An 18076-nucleotide genomic window follows, 5' to 3' on the forward strand; every position below is an offset into this window, starting at 1 on the left:
TGACCGTCCAGCGGTGTGCGCCGCTGCTCCCCTAACCCGGTTTGGCCGAGCATCGTCACTCTGAGGTCTGCGGAGGACCCAGGATTATGGCGATATGCGCGGTCTAGAAGTCCGTTTGGGTATTCCTACCCCTGACTTCGCACAGGTACCACCCAGTCACGATAGGACAGATCCGGCCAAGATCCCAGGGAAAAATGCTTGCGCGTTGAAGTAGCTCGGCCGCCACCGTTCATCTCCCTCGCCGAAGTTGAGGCTTTGGTTCCGGATGTCCCCATTTGTTCGTCACTTCCTGAACGGCGCCGTGACCAGCAGGAACACACCCGGCCTGCCTACCCGGGGCCATGAGCCCACCGACATCGTTGCCGGACACCCTGTGCCTGTCCTGAGTACGAATACTCAGGACACCCAGCATCAGATCGACGGCGAAGGCCTGAACGCCGGTGAGGCCAGGACCGGCAGTCTCAGGAGACGATCCGCGAGGTCGGCCGCCCGCGCCGGCTCTTCACCGGCCCGGTCTCCGGCTTCGTCTCGGCCTCCGCACCCGCCTCGGCGGCATCAGCGTCGTCGGCGCCCTCGACGGCGTCCGTCTGCGCGGCGACGGACCGATCCGCTCCTTGCCGGTCGGACGGCGGGGCGGGGGAGGTGAACTCCAGGACCACGTCGTCCTGTTCCGTCGCCCGCTTGAGGAGCGCCGGCAGCTGCCGGGCCCCGGTCGCCGAGTCGGCCCGGGTGGCCAGCGCGTCCACCAGGTCGGGGGAATGCAGCTGCCGGAACACCTCCTTCACCTGGAGCCCCTTCACCAGAAGCGGGCCGACCCGGTTGCCGCCGTTGGTCACCTGCACATAGGAGTGGAACCGCGGCAGCTCCGCGATCCGCGCCGCCGACACCGCCCCGTGCCACTCCTCCGCCACCGGCCGCACTGCCGCCACCGAGCCGCCCGTCGTGCTCACCACGCTGGAGTTCTGCACGATCGACTCCCGTGTCGTCGCGCTGACCCGGCCCAGCAGTTGGGTCATCACGTGCAGGCGCCCGCCGAACTTCCGCAGCTGCTCGGCGATCGAGGCCATGCTCTCCCCGGCCACGCCGTCCAGGCTGATCAGCTCGTCACCGAAGACGTGCATGGGACGGCGGTCGTGCGCCGCAAGATCACGCCGGGACAGACCCGCGCGCAACAGGTCCGCCAGCATCATGCTGACCAGCAGCCGGTCCGAGGGGCCGGTGCCCTCCAGGCACAGCCAGATGATCTCCCCGCGGTCCATCGCGGCCCGGATGTCGTACCACCCGGTCGGCGAACCCAGGAACGCCCGGGTGGTCTCGTTGGCTGCCAGCCGGTCCAGCGGGTTCAGCACCGGCGCCAGCTCGTCCGCCTTGTACTTGCGGAAGGTCGTCTCCCACCAACGCCGCTGCTCCGGCGTCAGGTGCTGGAGCAGCGCGTTGCGCCAGCCCCGGTTCGACAGCAGGGTCCGCACCTGGTGGACCGTCGCCTGCGCCTGCGGCCGGCCCGCCGCCACCGCCCGCTGGTTGTGCGCCACCAGCGCCTCCACCGCCTTCGTCAGGATCGCGATCGCCCGAGGATGAGCAGCGTCCGTCCACGACAGCGCGTTGGCCAGCGAGTCGACGGCCGCGCCCGCCACCCGCCCCGCGCTGCGCCCGCCTTCCATCCCGATCGGGTTCCAGGTGGGCAGGCCCCCGCCCCGCTCCGCCTGCGAGAGGTCGATCCGCCGCACCCGCCCGGCCAGCCGCTTGTGCGCCAGGACCGGAGCAGCCGAGTCCCAGCTGTCCCCGTGCGGGTCGATGAACAGCACCCCGGCGCCGGACAGCGCGATCGCCAGCGCCCGCACGATCGCCTGCTCGGTCTTGCCGCCGCCGGCCTTGCCGACCGCCAGGGAGAACAGGAACTCCTCCTCCGGCGTGGCCACGATCCGGCTGCGCCCGTCGGCGCTGACCAGCAGCCCGTGCGGAACCAGAGGGGTGCCGAGCTCGTAGGTGGGCAGCTCGGAGGCGAGCACCGGCAGCACCGCATCGGCGGTTGGCGGCTTGAGCAGCCCGGCCAGCTCGCTGACGTGCACCCAGTTCTGCTTCCGGGGGGCGACCAGGCCGGTGGTCCACCGGCGGTCGAAGGACCCCCGGCGGTGCCAGCTGTTCGCGCCCCAACTCCACTTGAGGAACCGGCCGCCGTCGGCGCCGAGCCGGCTGTCCTCGCCGAACACGTCCAGGGCGGCCGACAGCTGCTCCAGCAGCTGGTAGGCGCGGCCCTCGCGCTCGGAGACGCACCGCACCAGAAGCTGGATCCGCACCAGGCCGGTGCCGTTGCCGAGCCGCCCGAGGGCCTCCTCCCGGTCCACGATGCGCGGCCGCACCGTCGGCAACAGGGTGGACGGGCCCTTCTGTGAGGGATCCAGCAGGGTGAGCAGCTGGTAGCGCAGGGAGTCCTGGGCCTCGGCAGCGTCGGCGGCCGCGTCCCGGGCCGCGCGGCGGGCGTTCTTGCGGCTGCGCTCGCGGGCCTCGCGCATCATCTGCCACTGCCGCAGGCGCAGGTGCCAGCGGGGGACGGCCTGGATGTCGAGGACGACCTCGGCGAGCTCACCCAGATCCGCCTGGATGTCGGCGACCGCGTCGATCAGCGGCTGGAGCGGGTCAGGCGTCAGCGGGACCTCGCGCAGCGCGGCGGACGGCTTGCCGCGCAGGACGAACTCCGCCCGTACCGCGTGCAGCCTGCCCTTCTCCTCGGATGCGCCGCGGCCGGGCTTCTTCTTGAGGTCGACGCCCTGGCCGGAGGCATTCGCCGCCAGGGCCGCCGCCTTCGCCTTCGCCTTGAGGGCCTTCGCCTCCGCCTTGCGCTTCTTCTGGAGCTCCTTGTTCTTCTTGTCCAGCCGGTCCTGCGCGGTCTGGGCGGCGTACGGGTCGTCGGCTGGCGGCGCCTCGGCGACGGTGACCTCCTGGAAGCGGGAGTTCTTGAGGAGCGTCACCGCCTCCGACGGCGCCTCCACCGAGTACTCCAGCGGCACGGTGCCGTCCGCCCGCAGCAGCACGCGCAGCCGGCGGGCCGCCGCAGGGGCCCACCAGGGGCCCTTGCGGGAGGCCCGCAGCAGCAGCGCGATCTGGCGCCAGATGTCCTCGGTGGTCGGTGCGAAGCGCCGGGTCGGCGTCAGGATGAAGCGGGTCCGCTGGGCGAGTGCCCGGCGGGTGAGCACCTGGTGGACCACCCCTGCGGCGACGGCCGGCGGGACGAGGAGGACCAGGAGAAGCCCCGCGTTGTCCTGGCACCAGCTCCCGGCGTCGGCGAACCAGGCCAGGACCTCGCCCGCCACGTGCAGGGCGGACTTGAACCCGGAGGTGCTGCTGGTCTGGCCGTTCATCGGGTGGGCTCCCATCCGGTGCTGGTGCGGGTGCGGGTGAAGGTCACGGTGGCGGGGCGGCGGTCCCCGTAGTCGCCGGTGGGGGAGGTGCCGGTCCACAGCAGGTCCACGCGGGCGCCGCCCGGGACGGCGGGGTCCGAGTGCGCGGCCGCGGCCTGGATCCGCACGCCGGAGTAGAAGTAGGGGGCGCTCGCGCCCGGGCCGGGGGAGAAGTACTGGGGCCACTTCTCCCGGCCGGCCCCGGTGGTCTCGGCGAGCCAGACGTCGCGGCCCAGTGCCGCCAGGGCATCGGCGTCTGGCGGGGCCAGGTCGCTGGGGTGCGCCTTGGCGAACCCGGCCTGGATCGCGGGGTCACCTGCGGGTCCGTCACCGGCGGCCGCGACGCCGGACGGCACCACGGTCGAAGCGGCGGACGGGCTCGGCGCTGCGCTGTTCGGCGTAGCGGCAGGCCGGGGCTCGGCCCTCGTCGGCTCCGGTACCGGTGCCGGTGGCGGTGCTGGGGCGCCGGTGTCCGCCGTGCCGGCGGGAGCGTCGGCCGGGGCCGAGGCGACCGGTGCCCCAGCGGCGGGGTGGTGCGGCGCCGGGGCGGCAGGGAGCAGGAGGGCAAGGCCGCCCGCGAGCAGCGCGATCGCGCCGAGCTCGGGCAGGAAGCGGGGCATCTTCTTCACGGGGGCCTCTCAGGAGATCGGGCGGGCGCCGCCCGCGTAGTCGTAGTTCCAGACCGCGGCCTGCTTGACCACGTCGCCGGGCTTCGGGGCGTTGATCATCTGGCCGCCCCCGATGTAGAGGCCGACGTGGTAGATCCCTTGCGAGGCGTTGCCGAAGAACACCATGTCGCCGGGCTGGAGCGCCTGGACTCCGGCCGATGCCGGAATCCGCTGGCCGACCTCGGCCTGGTCGGCGGCGAGCCGGGGCAGCTTGATCCCGACCTTCGCGAACACGTACGTCATCAATCCGGAGCAGTCGAAGCCCGTGACGGTGCGTCCGTCCTGACCGCCCTGCGAGCAGCAGACGCCGCTGGTCGGACCGCTCGCGTCGCCGCCGCCCCAGGAGTACGGCTGGCCGAACTGGCTGCGGGCCGCCGCGATGACGGTCGTCACCTTGTCCGAGCTCGCGCCGCCGCCGGGCGCCGGGGTGGTGCCGAGCGCGGCGTACTGCTGGGCCCAGCGCAGCACCTCGTCCACGTACGCGCCGCTGTTGTTGTACCGAAGGATCGCCTTGCGCAGGACGGCCGCGTCCGTGAGGTCCTTGCCGCCGTCGCACAGATACAGGGCGGCTGCCAACGTCTCGTCGTCGGCGTTGCTCGGGTTCGCGCCCGCCCCGCCGTCCTGCGGGTGCACCTTCGCCGCGTACGCGGCAAACGTCGACGGCAAGAACTGCATCGGGCCGACCGCCGCGTCGAACTGCGAATTGCCGTCCCACCGACCGTGATCCGTGTCCATCACCGGCGTGGTGTTGCCGCCCGCTCCCGAGCCGTTCAAGATCGGGCCGATGATCGGAGGGGTGATGTCCCCGGTGGTGGTGTCGACCCTGTGCCCCTGCGCGTGGCCGGACTCCACCTTGCCGATCCCGGCCAGCAGCGACCAGGTCATCCCCTTGCACTGCGGGTCCAGCTGCGCCATCCCGGCCGCGGCCCGGACGTAGGCGCTCATCATCCGCGCCGGGATGTCGCTGACCGCGCCGACGGGGGCGGTGGACCCCGGGTCGCGGACATCCAGGACGCCCAGGACGACGATTCCGCCCAGCCCGATCGCCGTGCACAGCAGCGTCATCCCCAGGCAGCCGAGCTTCCGGAACAGCTTGAACACCCTCACCACCCCCGCCGTCGTCTCCCGGGCGGCGAGCGCCGCCTGCCGTCCGCCCTGCGTGCCGATCGGACCCGGCCGGCACGCAGGCCTCCCTGATCTGCTGCCGACCGGCCCGCCGGTCCGTGCTGCGCCTCACGACTCGTCACCGATGCGGCCGGTCGACGGCCCGGGAGGCGGCGTGCCGCCCGCCTGGTCGGGCGAGTGGCCGAGGGTGCGGCGCAGCCGCAGGGCCTCGACGGAGGTGCCTTCGGGGGAGCGCAGGACCTCCGGGCTGACCCGGCGCATCACGTCCGGGTCGATGCCCTCGACCGCGGGGGCGTCCGGTGCCGGGGAAGCGGGGCGGGCCGGCGGGTCCGCGAGGATCTCCCCGGTCGTCGTGTCCACGACGTGGCCGTCATCGGTGACGATCGTGGGCCGGGAGGGCGGGACGACGTCCGGGCCCAGGGCCGAGCGGATGTCGCTCGGGCCGTGGTCGGAGGCACCCCAGCCCGGCCGGTCCGGGGTGACGGTTCCGCTGGAGGAGATGTTCGCGCCCTCGACCCGTCCGTTGACGGTGCCGTCCGTGGACAGCCCGCCTCCGGAGGCGCTGTCGCCGCCGTCCCACGGGCCGGCCGTGGCCGAGTAGGACGGGCGGTCGGCGAAGGCCTCGGAGGTGTCCGTGGGGCCCATGCCGTACCCGAGGTGCGTGGCCGCGAGCAACTGCGCCCCGCCTAGGTCCGCCGAGTGCACGTCACCGAACACCGCCGCGCGATGGTAGACGTGGTTGTAGCCGGACTGCACGGCGTTGTAGCCGGTCTTGACGGCGCGCCCGGTGCGGGTGACGTCCTGGCCCCAGTCCTTGAGGCCTTCCTTCTGGTCGCCCCACCAGGCCTTGCGGACGTTGGAGTAGTGCTCCCACTGCTTGTCGACGTGGTCCCACATCGCGTCGTTCTTGCGGTTGAGGCGGGTCCAGGTGGCCGGGAGGCCGACGGTCGCGTTGAAGCCGAACTTGCCGATCTGGCCGGCGCGGATCGCGAGCCGTCCCGCCCGGGTGTTCAGCAGGGTGTTGTGCAGCGCGTGCCCGGCCGGGGTGAGTCCTCCCCCGGTCATCTGCTGGCGGCTCATCAGGCCGTTCGTTCCGCCCGGGCCACCGGGGTGTCCCGGGGTGCCATCGGGGCGGACGCCGCCGAGCGGACCGCGCGGGCCGACCGGCTTCATCCGTCGGGCCAGCTTGTGCGGCGGCAAGGGGTTGCCCACGACCAGCTGGTGCGCCGCGTGGAACGGCAGCGCCAGCGCGGACATTCCGCGGTGGAACTCGCCGTAGGCCCCCATGGCCATCGCGCCGGCGTTCATCCTGCCGAGCCCGGGGCTGGCGAGCGCGGAGAGGCCCTCGGCGATCCGGGCCTTGCGCATCAGCGCCCCGTGCACGCCCGAGCCGCCGCCGAAGAGCCCGCCTCCGGCGAGCATCCCCATTCCTGCGCGCCCGCCCATGCCCGCCGCGCCGGACGGGTTGGACAGCGTGCCCATGGCCTGGGACATGGCCAGTGCCATCCCCGAGTTCTCGCCCAGCCACAGGCTGCCGCCGATCTTGGCGTAGCGCATGCGGTTGGCGAACCGCTCGCCGAGTGCGCCGGCGGAGGCGAAGATGCGCTGGTGGAAGACCAGGATGACGAGCGCGAACCCGTCCAGGATCAACAGACGCTGGATCATGAGCGTGTTCTCGGAGTTCGTCATGATCGCGTTCGCGCCCAGGGCGAACAGCGGCAGCATGACGCTGACCGCGAACTCGGTGACGACCGACGTCATGTAGACCCCGAGCCACTTCCAGAGGAACCGCCTGTTGCCGCCGGGCAGCATCGCCGCCACCAGCGAGGCACCGGTGACTGAGGCCGCGGTCACGTCCGCGAACTGCGTGCCCAGATGCACCAGGCACATGCCGAGCACGACGATCGCGATGATGAGCACCGCCAGGAAGACCAGCAGGGTGCCGCCCACCCGGTCCCAGTTGGAGTTGACCGCGTAGTTGTAGACGTCCTTGCCCTCCTGGCCGTGTTTGCCCTTCAACTCCTCCTTGAGCGCGTCCCAGCCCAAACTGCCGTGGTCGCAGATCGCGTCCTTGCCGGGCAGGTCGATGACGTCGTCGCAGTTGCCCTCGCGGCTCAGCTGGCCGTGGATGTACTTGTTGTGCACCCCGGCCAGCCAGCTGCCGTTCTCGGGAATCTGGCCGTACTGCAACAGCTCGAACGGCTGGACGACCAGGGTCCGCGTCAGGATCATCCGCATCGGGCAGCTGGGGTCGTCGCGGTCCTTGTCGCTCTTGCAGCCCGGGTCGGGGCCGTTGACCCCGATGGTGACCTGGCCGACCTCGTGCGCGGCCTGCTGCGACTGCATCAGCGGCCCCTCCGGGCCGAGGATGCTCTTCGGGCTCAGGGCCGGCAGCAGCACGAGCGTCGACAGCAGGATGGTGATCGTCATCTCGCCCATGCCGCGCCCGACCTTGCCGCGCATGATGAGCAAGGACCCGAACGCAGTTCCGGCCGCCAGGAACAGGGCGTACAGCCCCAGGTCGTTCGCGACGACGCCGAAGAACGCCCCGTCGAGCTTCTGCGCGCTGCTCACCAGCGTCGAGACGATGGGGAAGTTGAAGATCCACTGGATGACCCAGCACATCAGGCCGACCAGGATCCGTACCAGGGCGAACCCCGCCCCCAGCATCAGATTGCAGACGTGGCTCCTGATGTCCGTGGCGCCGCCGTTTTCGCTCTTGAGGTCGTAGTTGTCGAGCGGCGCACCCTCCGAGGACATGACGTTGAGCGGGGCCAGCACGCCGCCGCGCTCGTGGCCGTCGGCCGCCTCGGCGGCCGAAGCCCCGGCCATCATGAACAGCCACACCATGGCGGCGGTGATCAGCACGGTCCGCCGGCCAGGCCAGTACGCGGCGGCGAACCGGCTGACCGCCCGCCAGATCCGCACGGCCCGGTGCCAGACAGCACCCGCACGCTGCGCACCGCGCGCCAGCGGCGCCGGGAGAGTCGGGAGGTTCATCGCGAGAGCGCCTTCCGGAGCGAGCCGCCGGTGGAGGCGGACTTGGTGACGGGGGTCGTGAAGATCCCCTGGAGCTTGGGCAGGTTGGGGACGATGACCTGCATGCGGCCGACCCGGCCGCGGGTGTCGTGCAGGAGCATCTCCCCGGCCCTGTTCGGGTTGCCGTGGGGCGACAGCCCGCCGGTGACCAGCTGTACGAGGCCCTCGTCGTCGCCCGGAAGCCCGAGGAACTCCAGGCCCCGGCGGGCCATCGACTCGTCCGTGGTGCGGGCGAGGATGCGCTGCACGATCAGGCCGGCGATGGTCTCGTCCCCGAGGTCCCGGGCGTCATGAGCACCGGCCAGGAATCCTGCGTTGTGCTTCCTGCCGTCGTGCGCCAGTTCCTTGATCAACGCGGAGCCCTCGGCGCTGGAAGTCAGCCAATACACCTCGTCGAACACGCACGCGGCGAAGCGCGAGCGGTCCGTGAACGCGATGTGCCGGGAGATCGCCGCGATCAGGTACAAGACGGCGCGGCCGATCAGCGCCTCCAGCGGCTGGGTGCGCAGCACCTCCGGCCGGCCCAGCGATTCCTTGGGCGGCAGGGTCAGGCCGTTGGTGGTGAAGACGATCAGGTCGGCGGACAGATCACTGAGCGACAGCGCGGGCAGCGACGGGTCGAACACCATCCGGGCCAGCTTCTGGTCGGACACCGTGGCGAGCAGGTCCAACACGTCGGCCGCCGCGTCCCCCCGGTTGCCGCCCTCCTCCGCGATCGCCCGCAGCTCCTCCAGCACCAGGTTCATGTGGGGGCGCCGGGCGACGGCGGCCGCCTTGACCGCCCGGTTGAGCACCGCGCCGCCCGGCGACATGAGGTCGAGCTGCGTCTGGAGCAGCAGGTAGCTCAGCGCCGCTGCCTCGCCCGCCGCCGGGGGCAGCACCCGCAGCGGGTCGATGGACACCTGCGCGTCGGCCGCGTCGATCACCTGGTGCCGGCCGGGCGCGACGCCCTGCGCGAACTGGGCGTACTCGCGCTGGCTGGTGCGGTCGATGACGATCGCCCGGTGCCCGCGGTCGATCAGCGTGCTGATGATCAGCTTGAGCAGCACGCTCTTGCCCGAACCGAGGTCGCCCAGGACCGCGAGGCTGGCCGCGATGTTGGCCAGCGGTGCCGACGCCAGGTCCAGGAAGACCGGCCGGGTCGTGCCCACGTCCAAGGACTGACCGATCATCGGCCCCGACTCGTCACCGATCTCCGGCACCGTGAAGGCACCCGACATCGCCCAGTCCTCCGACAACTGGAACTGGGTGCTCTCCCGCGCGCGCAGAGCCGCCAGCGCCCCCGGCAGGCCGAACGAGAACAGCCGCACCTGCCCGCCGCGCGGCCGGATCACCCCGTAGTCCGCACCCGTCAGACGCGCTTTCAGGTCCCGGGCCCGCTCGTCCGCCACCTGCGCAGTCGCCCCCCACACGGTCAGCACCGTGCGGGACTGCACCTCCAGCTCCACGCTGGTGCGCCCCAGCCGGGCCTCCTGCTCGCCCAGCACCTCGGCCGCGCCTTGCAACGAGTCCGGCATGCCCGTCGGGTGCGCCGCCCACTGGTCGGCCTGGTCCGCGATCTCCCGCTTCTTCTTCGCGATCTGCCGCTTCGCCTTGGCCGCCTCCACCAGCGTCAGGTCGACCGTCGCGTCCACCGGGTACGGCAGCAGCTCCAGCTGGGCGAGCAGGTCCGCCGAGCCCTCGTGCACGGCCTCGGGGATCTCCTCCAACGCCAGGTGCGCCTGGTAGCCCACGGCGTCCTCGGTCTCGACCTCCAACCACACTTTCGACAGGGCGGAGCCAGTGACCCGCGCGGCGAGGCGGGCGAACCAGCCGCGCACACCGCCCTCGTGCTCGTCCTGCTCGTCGTCCTCCTGCTGTCCGCCCTCCAGGAGCCGGACCTGGCCCAACGACGCGTACCCGGGGCTACGCAGCTGGGTGCCGACGATCCGGCCGCCGTAGCGGTGGCTGTTCTCGGCGTCGGCGAGCAGCGGCTCGGCCATGCCGCGGTGCACGGCGTGCTGGTGGATCCAGACGACCTCGGCCGGGCGGGCCGGACGCATCTCCAAGCCGCCGCCGAACCCGGTCTCGACCTGCCGGGCCACTCCCCTATACACCTGCACCTCGCTCACGGGCACCGGCGCCGCCGGCAGACCGGCCTGCTCGCCGAACATCGCCCACATCGAGCCCTTCGCCTGTGCGAGCTGCGCACCGCGGCCGGGCGCCTGGAGCGGTACCGCCAGCCAGATGGTGCGCCGGTGCATCTCGGCGCCGTCCAGCAGGTTCCACGCCGCCGTCGCGCTCTCGGCCGTGCCCGGGTGCGCCTCCAGGTCGACGTCGGCGGCGATGCGCTCGGCGACCTCGCGCGGCGCGACCTGGGCGCACAGGCTGTAGATCCGGGCGGTGCCGGACAGGGAGCGGACCAGGCTGGTGACCCGGCGCAGTACGTCCTGGCGCTCCAGCTCGCTGGAGTAGCGCGAGCCGATCGGGGTGACCCGCCAGAACGCCCAGACGGTGCCGGTGGTCGACCAGACCAGGTTGCCGGTGATGTGACGGAACGACGGCTTCATCGTGCGTCTCCCTTCTGGGACTGGGCGGCGGCGGCCGCGGCGAGCATCTGCTGGAGGGGGGTGAGGGCCGTGTCCGGAGCGGGGCCTGCGGCGGGCGCGGCCTCGGGAGCGGGACCGGCAGGGCGGGGTTCGAAGATGCTGAGCGCCCGGTGCTCCGGCTCCCGCTCGGGCGACTCCCGCACGGCCGGTTCCGGGAGGCCCTCGTCGTCGGGCACGTCCTCGAAGGTGAAGGCGCTGCCGGCCATCAGCACCGGGCGCATCGGGCGCACCGCCCGGCCGCCGACACGGCCCTGGCGCGGGGAGACGAGCAGCCCGAAGGCGTCCGCAGCGACGAGGAACGGGGACCGGCCGGCGATCCGTGAGTGCCGCGCGGCCCAGATGGCCACCGCCCAGACCACGATCGGCAGGGGGCCGGTGACCGGCCACCACCAACTGACCGTCTTGATCAGGAGGAAGCTTCCGACGGCGGCCACCACCAACTGCGGCGGCGTGTACGGCCCCAAGGGGATGCGCCAGTCGCCGATCTTGCCCAGCACCCACGGATGCCTGCGAGCCTTGGTGTAGGAGCGGCCGACCCTGGGACGCGCGGCGCTGCTCACGACCGGTCCGGCTGGCCGGTGAGCGTGACGGGCAGCTCACGCTGCAACTCGCCGGCGCCCTGGAGGGGGGCAGTGGTCGCGGGCCGGGTCTCGTTGTACTCGCTCTCGAAGAGCATCGAGAGCGAGTAGCGGCCGGTGAACAGCGACCAGCAGATCACCAGGCCGAGGGCGCCGCCGATCGCGGCCTTGATCGACATCTTCCGGATCGCGTGAGTGATCACGATCGCGGTCAGGGCGATCATCAGGCCGCTGGCCACCCAGTCGAGCAGCGTCTTCGCCCAGCTGTTGCCGAAGTTCTGGATGGATCCGGCGAGCATGACGTGGTTCATCGGCTGGCCCCGTTCGTAGTGGTGGAGGGCGCCACAGCGCCGGGAGAGGAAACAGAGGAGGGGGAGGAGCCCGGGGCGGTGCCGGCAGGGGCGAGGACCGAGATCTCCCAGCGGCCCGCGCGAGCGGTCAGCCGCAGCGGGTACTCCAGCGGCCAGTCCCCGGTGCCGTCGCTCGCCAGGACGCCGGCCTGGACGTCCAGCACCGCGCCGTCCTGCGGCGAGGCGGGCACCGCGCTGGCTGCCATCAGGTTCGTCAGGGCGACCTTCGAGTACGCCGCGGTGCCCGGCGCCGGGATCCGCGCCCCCGGGGACAGGTAGCGGGTGCTGTCACCCACGCCGCTCAGGTAGGCCGTCAGGAACCCGGACACCGTGTCGCGCAGCGGGCCGTCGGTGACCTGCGACCCGTACGTCTTCGTCGCGGGGTCCTTCTCGGCCAGCGCCGCCGGGGCCGACACCTGGGCCGGAGCGCCGGTGACCACCAGCGAGTCCGGCGCCCCGCCGGAGCCGGCCGAGCGGACCATCGACACCTGGACCGCGAAGTACCGCACGACCCGCGCGGGGTCGTCCGTCCCTTGCGGGGAGACCCCCGCACGCGGTGCGGGCGTTTGCGGAGAGGACTGCGGGGCGGCTTGCGCAGACGAGTCGCCTTGCGGGGCGACGGGCGGCAGCACGAGCGTGGCCGCAACGGTGACCTGCCAGGTGCGGCCGCCCATCGGCGTGCTCCGCACCGCAACGGTCTTTTCCACCTTCGCCGTCTTTGCGGCCGTCACCTTCGGCAGGTCGACCCCGGGAGCCATAGCGCGCAGAGCCGCAGAGTCGGTGACACCGGCGGAGCGCAGCCACAGGTCGACGAAGCTCTCCGCGTAGCCGGTCGGCGGGGCGATCACGAGCGGTGCGGCGGCCGCAGCGGCCGGCGCGCTGCTCGCCATCTGCGGGACAGCGACGGCCACCGCCAGGGCCAGCGGGCCCGTGGCCAGGGCCGCCCAGACGCCTCCGTACATGAGCAGGGTCCGTACACGGGAGCGGCGCAGGTCGGCGCCGGAGGCGATCGGGGAAGGGGTGTCCGGCGCTCGGTCGCGCCGGGAGGAGGTGGGCTTCACCTGGGTCTCCTAGGTCGTCAGCGGTTGCTGTCGAGGGAGGAAACCCCGCACTCCTTGATGGACCCCTTGATGATCGACACCTGCCCGGTAACGCTCTCGCAACGGGCAGCATCAAACCTCTGACCTGCACCTTTGATGCGGCATCAAGGTACGGGGCCCCCACCTTGATGGCCCATCAAGGTGTGCTGCCCCCTCCGGGGAAGGGCATCAAGGTGTGCGGCCGGTCCGGCCGGCCGGTGGGGCGATTCCTTGATGGCCCCGTCCGCCCGCAGCCCGCCGACACCTTGATGGCCGGGCTCCCGCCAGCGGATTCCTTGATGCCGGACCTCTGCGGCCGGCGGGGTTCCTTGATGGCCGGCCCCGGGCGGACGACTCCTTGATGGCCGTCGACCCCAGCGCAGATCCTCCCCTGGGCAGCGGCCGGAGGGCTGGCCCGGCCGAATCGGCGCTCCCCGCCCGGGGCCGCCGCGCACCTCGACCTCGCCTTCGGCCCGCGGCACTGGGACGTCCACCGCAGGTGCGTGCGGAAGCGGTGCGGGGTGCGGCGGCGCTGGCCCGGGGCCGGATTGATGCCCCGCACCGCGATCGGCCCCGACCCGCGCACGGCGCCCCGGCCGCGCCAGCCCCGCACCGCAAAGTCCCGCCCCGCACCGCAAGGACGCCTTGCGGCCCGCACCCCGCAAGAGCCGTTTGCGGGCCTGCACCGCAAGCGAGCCCGCTTCCGCAAAGAAGTCAGGAGCTTTGCGGTGCGGGCCATCCAGATACGTCCGCACCCCTTGATGGGCACGCGGATGCGAAGTCGTTATCTGGCAAACCTTGATCATCAAGGGGTCCGTCCAGGAGTGCGGGGTTACCTCGGTCACTGATCACCACTGCCCGAGGAGCCACGATGGACCTGCCGCCGACCCTGCTGCCCAGCCTCAACTTCGGCTGCCCCGCGGTGCTCGCGGTGGCGGCCACCGCCTACCTCCCGGCCGGCGCCTGCTACCTCGCGCTGACCGGAACTGACGCGGCCTGTCTCCGCCGACTCCGCCTGCCCGCCCCCGCCGTCCTCCTCGCGGCCGCAGCCTCCTGGTTCACGCTCGCCCTCGTGTGGCCGCTGCTCCTCGCCGTCCGGGCCGTTGCCGCCCTGCGCCGCCGACGTCGCGCGGTGGAGCTCCCGCTTTGCATCCAGCCGATCGCCGTCGTCCCCGCCACCCGCACCCCGGACGCTCGCCCCGCGGCGGTGATCCCGCCGAAGCCGACGGGCTTGCCCGTGCCGCCGCGCTGGTACCGCGAGTCGTACGCGGCCGTCCACACCGCGCTCGCCGACGGCCGCACCTCCATCGCCCGGACCCGGGCCGGCCACCTGACGGACGACGCCACGATCGAGTTCGGCCCCGCCCACCCCTACACCCAGGAAGCGTGGCTGCTCGTCGCCCGCACGGTCCGCACCGCGCTCGCCGAGATCGGCTCCGCGCCCGCGACGATCGACGCCCAGCTCGACGACCCCTACCACTTCCTCTTTCCACACGCCCACCACATGCCGGCCTGGAACCCGGACCGCGACGGCGTGTACGTCGAGGTGGCCCGGTGACCGACTTCCTCACCCGCCTCTCCCTCGACGGCGACGGCGCCTTCGCCCCCGGCGGGCTGGACTACATCGAGTTCGACGCCCGGCTCGCCCGCGACGGCTCGTGCCCCACCACCACCAAGGCCGCCTACATGGCGCTCGCCACCTTCTGCGACATCGAGGAGCACATCACCCTGACCGCGGAGGAGGTGGCGGCCTGGTCGAGCGACGTCCGGCAGGCGCTCCTGCCCTACCGGCGCACCGTCGCCGCGTGCCTCGGCCGCTCCGTCGACACCTTCGACCGCGCCGCCACCGACCTGGTCGACCGTCGCTTCCTCCTCGTGGAGCCCCAGACCGCACCCGGCAACCCGGCCGTGCCCGACGCCAACGTCTACCGTCTCACCGACAAGGAGCGGTGGGCCCGTCAGCTCCTGGAGCGCGCCGCCGCCCCGGGCCCCGCACCCGTACTCGGCCCCGACGGCCACCCGATTCCCCGCGTCCACCGGGCACCCGGCATCGACTACGTCCGCCTCGACGCCCGCATCGCCCGCACCGGCCTGCGCTCCCCGGTCTACAAGGCCGTCTACGCAGCCGTCGCCAGCTTCTGCCACATCCACAGCCGCTCCATCACCGAGCGCCCGCCCACCATCAAGGAACTGATGGCCTGCACCGGCCTGGGGCGTACCGCCGTCACCGGCAACCTCGCCCAGCTCCGGGCCGACGGCGTCCTCGCCACCCAGGACAACTACAGCCGACAGGACGGACGCGGCCGCCTCGCCTCCTCCTACTTCCTCCTCGACGCCCGCCTCTGGCGGGCCCGCGCCGCCGCCCGCGAGGACCGCGAGCTCGCCGCCTTCACCGGGGGGTGGCCGCACCAGACGGACGGGGGTAGCCGCACCACGCGGACGGGGGTGGCCGCACCAGACGGACCAGGGTGGCCGCACCACACGGACACCATTAAGAGCAGTAACCAGACAAGTGACAGCGAGCCCCTTCCGGACGCCCGAAGGGCACCTACAGGTGGTAAGGCCCGTGCGGCTCGCCGCCAAAGTGCGGGCACCCAGCCGAACCCGAACAGCGGCTCCGCCGCGACGAAGACCACCAAGCCCCGCACCAAGACCATCCGAACCACCCCCTCCAAGCCCGTACCAGGAGAAGACGAGGTCTTCGCCATGGTCGACGCCCTCGGCGTCAGCAAGCACCCCGCCATCAAGGTCCCCCCGCTGCGCCGCGCGGTGCGCGACCTGCTGTCGGCCGGACGGAAGCCGGAGCACGCCCTGGCCCGGATCAACGCCGGATGGTGGCGGGCCGGCGTCCCGGAGAAGATCGCCCGCCGGGAGATCCGCGGCCCCGTCGGCTACCTCGCCTCGATCCTGGCCGCGCAGGACTGCGAGCTGTCCGACTGCGAGCGCGGGGTGATCCTCGGCAGCGGTGAGGAGTGCCGGGCCTGCGGCCTGGCCCGGGCCGAGCGGCAGGCCGATCGCGCACGGGAGCACCTGGAGCAGAGCACGGCCGAGCTCGACCAGGCCGCCAGCGGCCGGGGTGCGAGCGAGCGGGCCCGGACGGCGCCGCCCGGTCCGTCCTCTGCGGCGGTGACCTGGAGGTGCGAGGCTCCCGGTCCGGACGGTTTCGGAGGGCCGCGGTGCGGGCGGCCGGGTACCGGAGTCCCGCCGGCGCTGCCGATGTGCCCGGACTGCCTGGACACGCTCCAGAAGGCGATCGGACATCCGATGTGATGGCCAGCACCCAGTCGAAGCGAGAGGCCCCGGTGCGGTATCGGGGCCTCTCGGCATTCCCGTGTCAGCATTGCCGACACTGCGGCAACACCGAGCGCTACCCGGCTCGTTGTCCCCGACGACAACATCCCGGGCCGCGCCCCCTTCCCGGTGCCGATCCACCACCGACGCATTGGAGGTCCCGTGACCTCGGGCCGCAGCACCCCCCACGGCGAGGAGGAGATCGTAGTCGGTCCCGAACATGTCCTGGCCGTACTGCGCTCCGTTGACAGGATGGGACTCTTTGACCAGAGCGCGGACGCCGAAGTGTCCGGTGCCATCGCCGAACTGACCGCAGCCTCGCTCACACAGCCCCGCGATGCAGAGGTGTGGCGCCTGCCGGCCCGAGCCGCATGCTTCGTCGCACTGTGGACCGACGCCGCCGGCCTGCTCGATCTGGACGAAGGCGACCGCGACACCTACGTCCATCCGGCGATCGTTGCCGAGGAGGAGTTCCGACGGGCCGTCGTTGAGCAGGCCCCACGTACCCTGGGCGCTTTCCAGACCCTCCTCGAAGCCCACCAGATCATGATGTCGACCTACGTTCGTGGACACCTCGGACTGGTGGACGGCGACGATCTTCCGGAATGACGCCAGCGCTGCGGCGGCGAAGGTGTCTGGCATAGGCCTCGCCGGACGACGGCTCGCCACGGCCCGGGGGCTCGCCCGCCTGTCGGTGCGCAGCTGAATCATGAGGTGGTGGCGACCCGCTGGGGGACCCTCGGCATTCCCACTGCGGAGGCTGGACAGCCCGATCGACTGCCTGCCGGATCGCTACGATTGGTGCATGGCTGATCGCGCAACGGAGTTCACCTCTCTCGACGGCACTCTCCTGTCCGGCACCATCGCGTCCACCGAATACCCGCAGGGCCTGGCCGTGCTCGTACACGGTGCTGGCGTCACCCGCGAGGAAGGCGGCTTCTTCACCCGGCTCGCCGCAGCGCTCGCCGCATCCCGTATCGAGAACCTGCGCTTCGACCTGCGCGGCCACGGTGACAGCGGCGGCAGCGAGCAGGACATCACCATCGCCGGCGTCGCCAACGACATCAGGGCCGCCGCGCACCACCTGCGCGCCCGTGCCGAGGCTTCCTCAGCGGACGTCCCCGCGCACCTGATCGCGGCCTCGTTCTCCGGCGGCGCCGCCGCCCTGGTCGCAGCCTCCTACCCGGTTCTCCTGGACAAGCTGGTCCTGCTGAATCCGCGGCTCGACTACCGGGCCCGCTACATCACGTCCCGGCCGTACAACCGGGACGACTACCTGAGCGAGGATGCCGCCCGCGACCTGGACCGCCAAGGCTTCACCGAGCACAGCCCGTTCGCGCTCGGCCGGGCCCTGCTGAACGAGGTGCACTACCTTGACCCCTCCGTCCTGCTGCCCCGGATCATGGCTGACACCCTCGTGGTGCACGGCACCAAGGACACCTTCGTCCCCATCGACGACTCCCGCCGGCTCACCTTCGAGTTTGGCGGGGAAGCCGAACTCGTCGAGCTGGAAGGCGCGCAGCACGGCTTCGCGGTGCACGACGATCCGCAGTACCTCGCCCCACAGACCCAGGCCTGGCAGGCCGAGGTCATCGCGAGGATCACCGGGTTCCTCACCGCCTGCTGAGCCGACACCCCGCTTCGGCCGGCACTGCCCGCGTACCGCGGACGGTGCCGGCCGTCGTTGCTCCTGCGCTACGCCGCCCCGGTCGGCGATCGCGAGGGTTGCGGAGCCGGAAGCCGGGTGCCACGCACTGCCTGGAGCAGCTGTTGCGCCGCCGTACGGTGGGCAGGGCCGGCCAGCAGGGCTGAGCGCGGGGCGTCCCGGCGAGCGCCTGCCGCGGCCCGTCCCGGCGGCGATCCGGAGCGCGCTCAGTCCGACGCGGACGGCCTCGTCGGTTCCGCCTGAGCCACCCGCCTGACCTCCCTGTACGCGAAGGCGCCCGGCACTCAACGAGAG

12 protein-coding genes are annotated in these 18076 nt (G+C 72.3%); 4 read left to right on the forward strand and 8 right to left on the reverse strand.

The window, feature by feature from the left end:
- Positions 1-461: 461 nt before the first annotated feature.
- The 8 genes from ACFXPX_RS05040 to ACFXPX_RS05075 form a co-directional block, all read right to left on the reverse strand.
- A complete protein-coding gene (locus ACFXPX_RS05040; RefSeq protein WP_380522482.1) occupies positions 462-3359 on the reverse strand; it encodes an ATP/GTP-binding protein in 2898 nt (965 codons plus the stop codon).
- On the reverse strand, positions 3356-4027 hold the full coding sequence (locus ACFXPX_RS05045; RefSeq protein WP_380522483.1) for a hypothetical protein: 672 nt from the start codon (positions 4025-4027) through the stop codon (positions 3356-3358). Before ACFXPX_RS05045 ends, ACFXPX_RS05040 begins: the two co-directional genes overlap by 4 nt.
- A 9-nt stretch (positions 4028-4036) precedes the next feature.
- The gene (locus ACFXPX_RS05050; RefSeq protein WP_380522485.1) at positions 4037-5167 is read right to left on the reverse strand and encodes an NlpC/P60 family protein; all 1131 of its coding nucleotides are present in this window, start codon (positions 5165-5167) and stop codon (positions 4037-4039) included.
- A gap of 132 nt (positions 5168-5299) precedes the next feature.
- Positions 5300-8191: a hypothetical protein gene (locus ACFXPX_RS05055; protein WP_380591660.1), complete on the reverse strand. Its 2892-nt coding sequence runs from the start codon at positions 8189-8191 to the stop codon at positions 5300-5302.
- A complete protein-coding gene (locus ACFXPX_RS05060) occupies positions 8188-10779 on the reverse strand; it encodes an ATP-binding protein (RefSeq protein WP_380591662.1) in 2592 nt (863 codons plus the stop codon). The genes ACFXPX_RS05055 and ACFXPX_RS05060 overlap by 4 nt, the downstream gene beginning before the upstream one ends.
- Positions 10776-11378, reverse strand: a complete 603-nt coding sequence (locus ACFXPX_RS05065) for a hypothetical protein (RefSeq protein WP_380522489.1) — start codon at positions 11376-11378, stop codon at positions 10776-10778. The genes ACFXPX_RS05060 and ACFXPX_RS05065 overlap by 4 nt, the downstream gene beginning before the upstream one ends.
- Positions 11375-11707: a hypothetical protein gene (locus ACFXPX_RS05070; protein WP_380522490.1), complete on the reverse strand. Its 333-nt coding sequence runs from the start codon at positions 11705-11707 to the stop codon at positions 11375-11377. The genes ACFXPX_RS05065 and ACFXPX_RS05070 overlap by 4 nt, the downstream gene beginning before the upstream one ends.
- Positions 11704-12807, reverse strand: coding sequence for a hypothetical protein (locus tag ACFXPX_RS05075; protein WP_380522491.1), 1104 nt, complete (start codon positions 12805-12807; stop codon positions 11704-11706). The genes ACFXPX_RS05070 and ACFXPX_RS05075 overlap by 4 nt, the downstream gene beginning before the upstream one ends.
- 889 nt (positions 12808-13696) lie before the next feature.
- Here ACFXPX_RS05075 and ACFXPX_RS05080 point away from each other — a divergent pair.
- The 4 genes from ACFXPX_RS05080 (at position 13697) to ACFXPX_RS05095 (ending at position 17743) form a co-directional block, all read left to right on the forward strand.
- Positions 13697-14383, forward strand: a complete 687-nt coding sequence (locus ACFXPX_RS05080) for a hypothetical protein (protein ID WP_380522492.1) — start codon at positions 13697-13699, stop codon at positions 14381-14383.
- A complete protein-coding gene (locus ACFXPX_RS05085) occupies positions 14380-16095 on the forward strand; it encodes a hypothetical protein (RefSeq protein WP_380522493.1) in 1716 nt (571 codons plus the stop codon). The genes ACFXPX_RS05080 and ACFXPX_RS05085 overlap by 4 nt, the downstream gene beginning before the upstream one ends.
- A 183-nt stretch (positions 16096-16278) precedes the next feature.
- On the forward strand, positions 16279-16725 hold the full coding sequence (locus tag ACFXPX_RS05090) for a hypothetical protein (RefSeq protein WP_380522494.1): 447 nt from the start codon (positions 16279-16281) through the stop codon (positions 16723-16725).
- Between the two features lie 196 nt (positions 16726-16921).
- Positions 16922-17743: an alpha/beta hydrolase gene (locus ACFXPX_RS05095; RefSeq protein ID WP_380522495.1), complete on the forward strand. Its 822-nt coding sequence runs from the start codon at positions 16922-16924 to the stop codon at positions 17741-17743.
- Positions 17744-18076: the final 333 nt, after the last annotated feature.

It is taken from the genome of Kitasatospora sp. NPDC059146 (genome assembly GCF_042786665.1).
Classification (GTDB): Bacteria; Actinomycetota; Actinomycetes; order Streptomycetales; family Streptomycetaceae; genus Kitasatospora.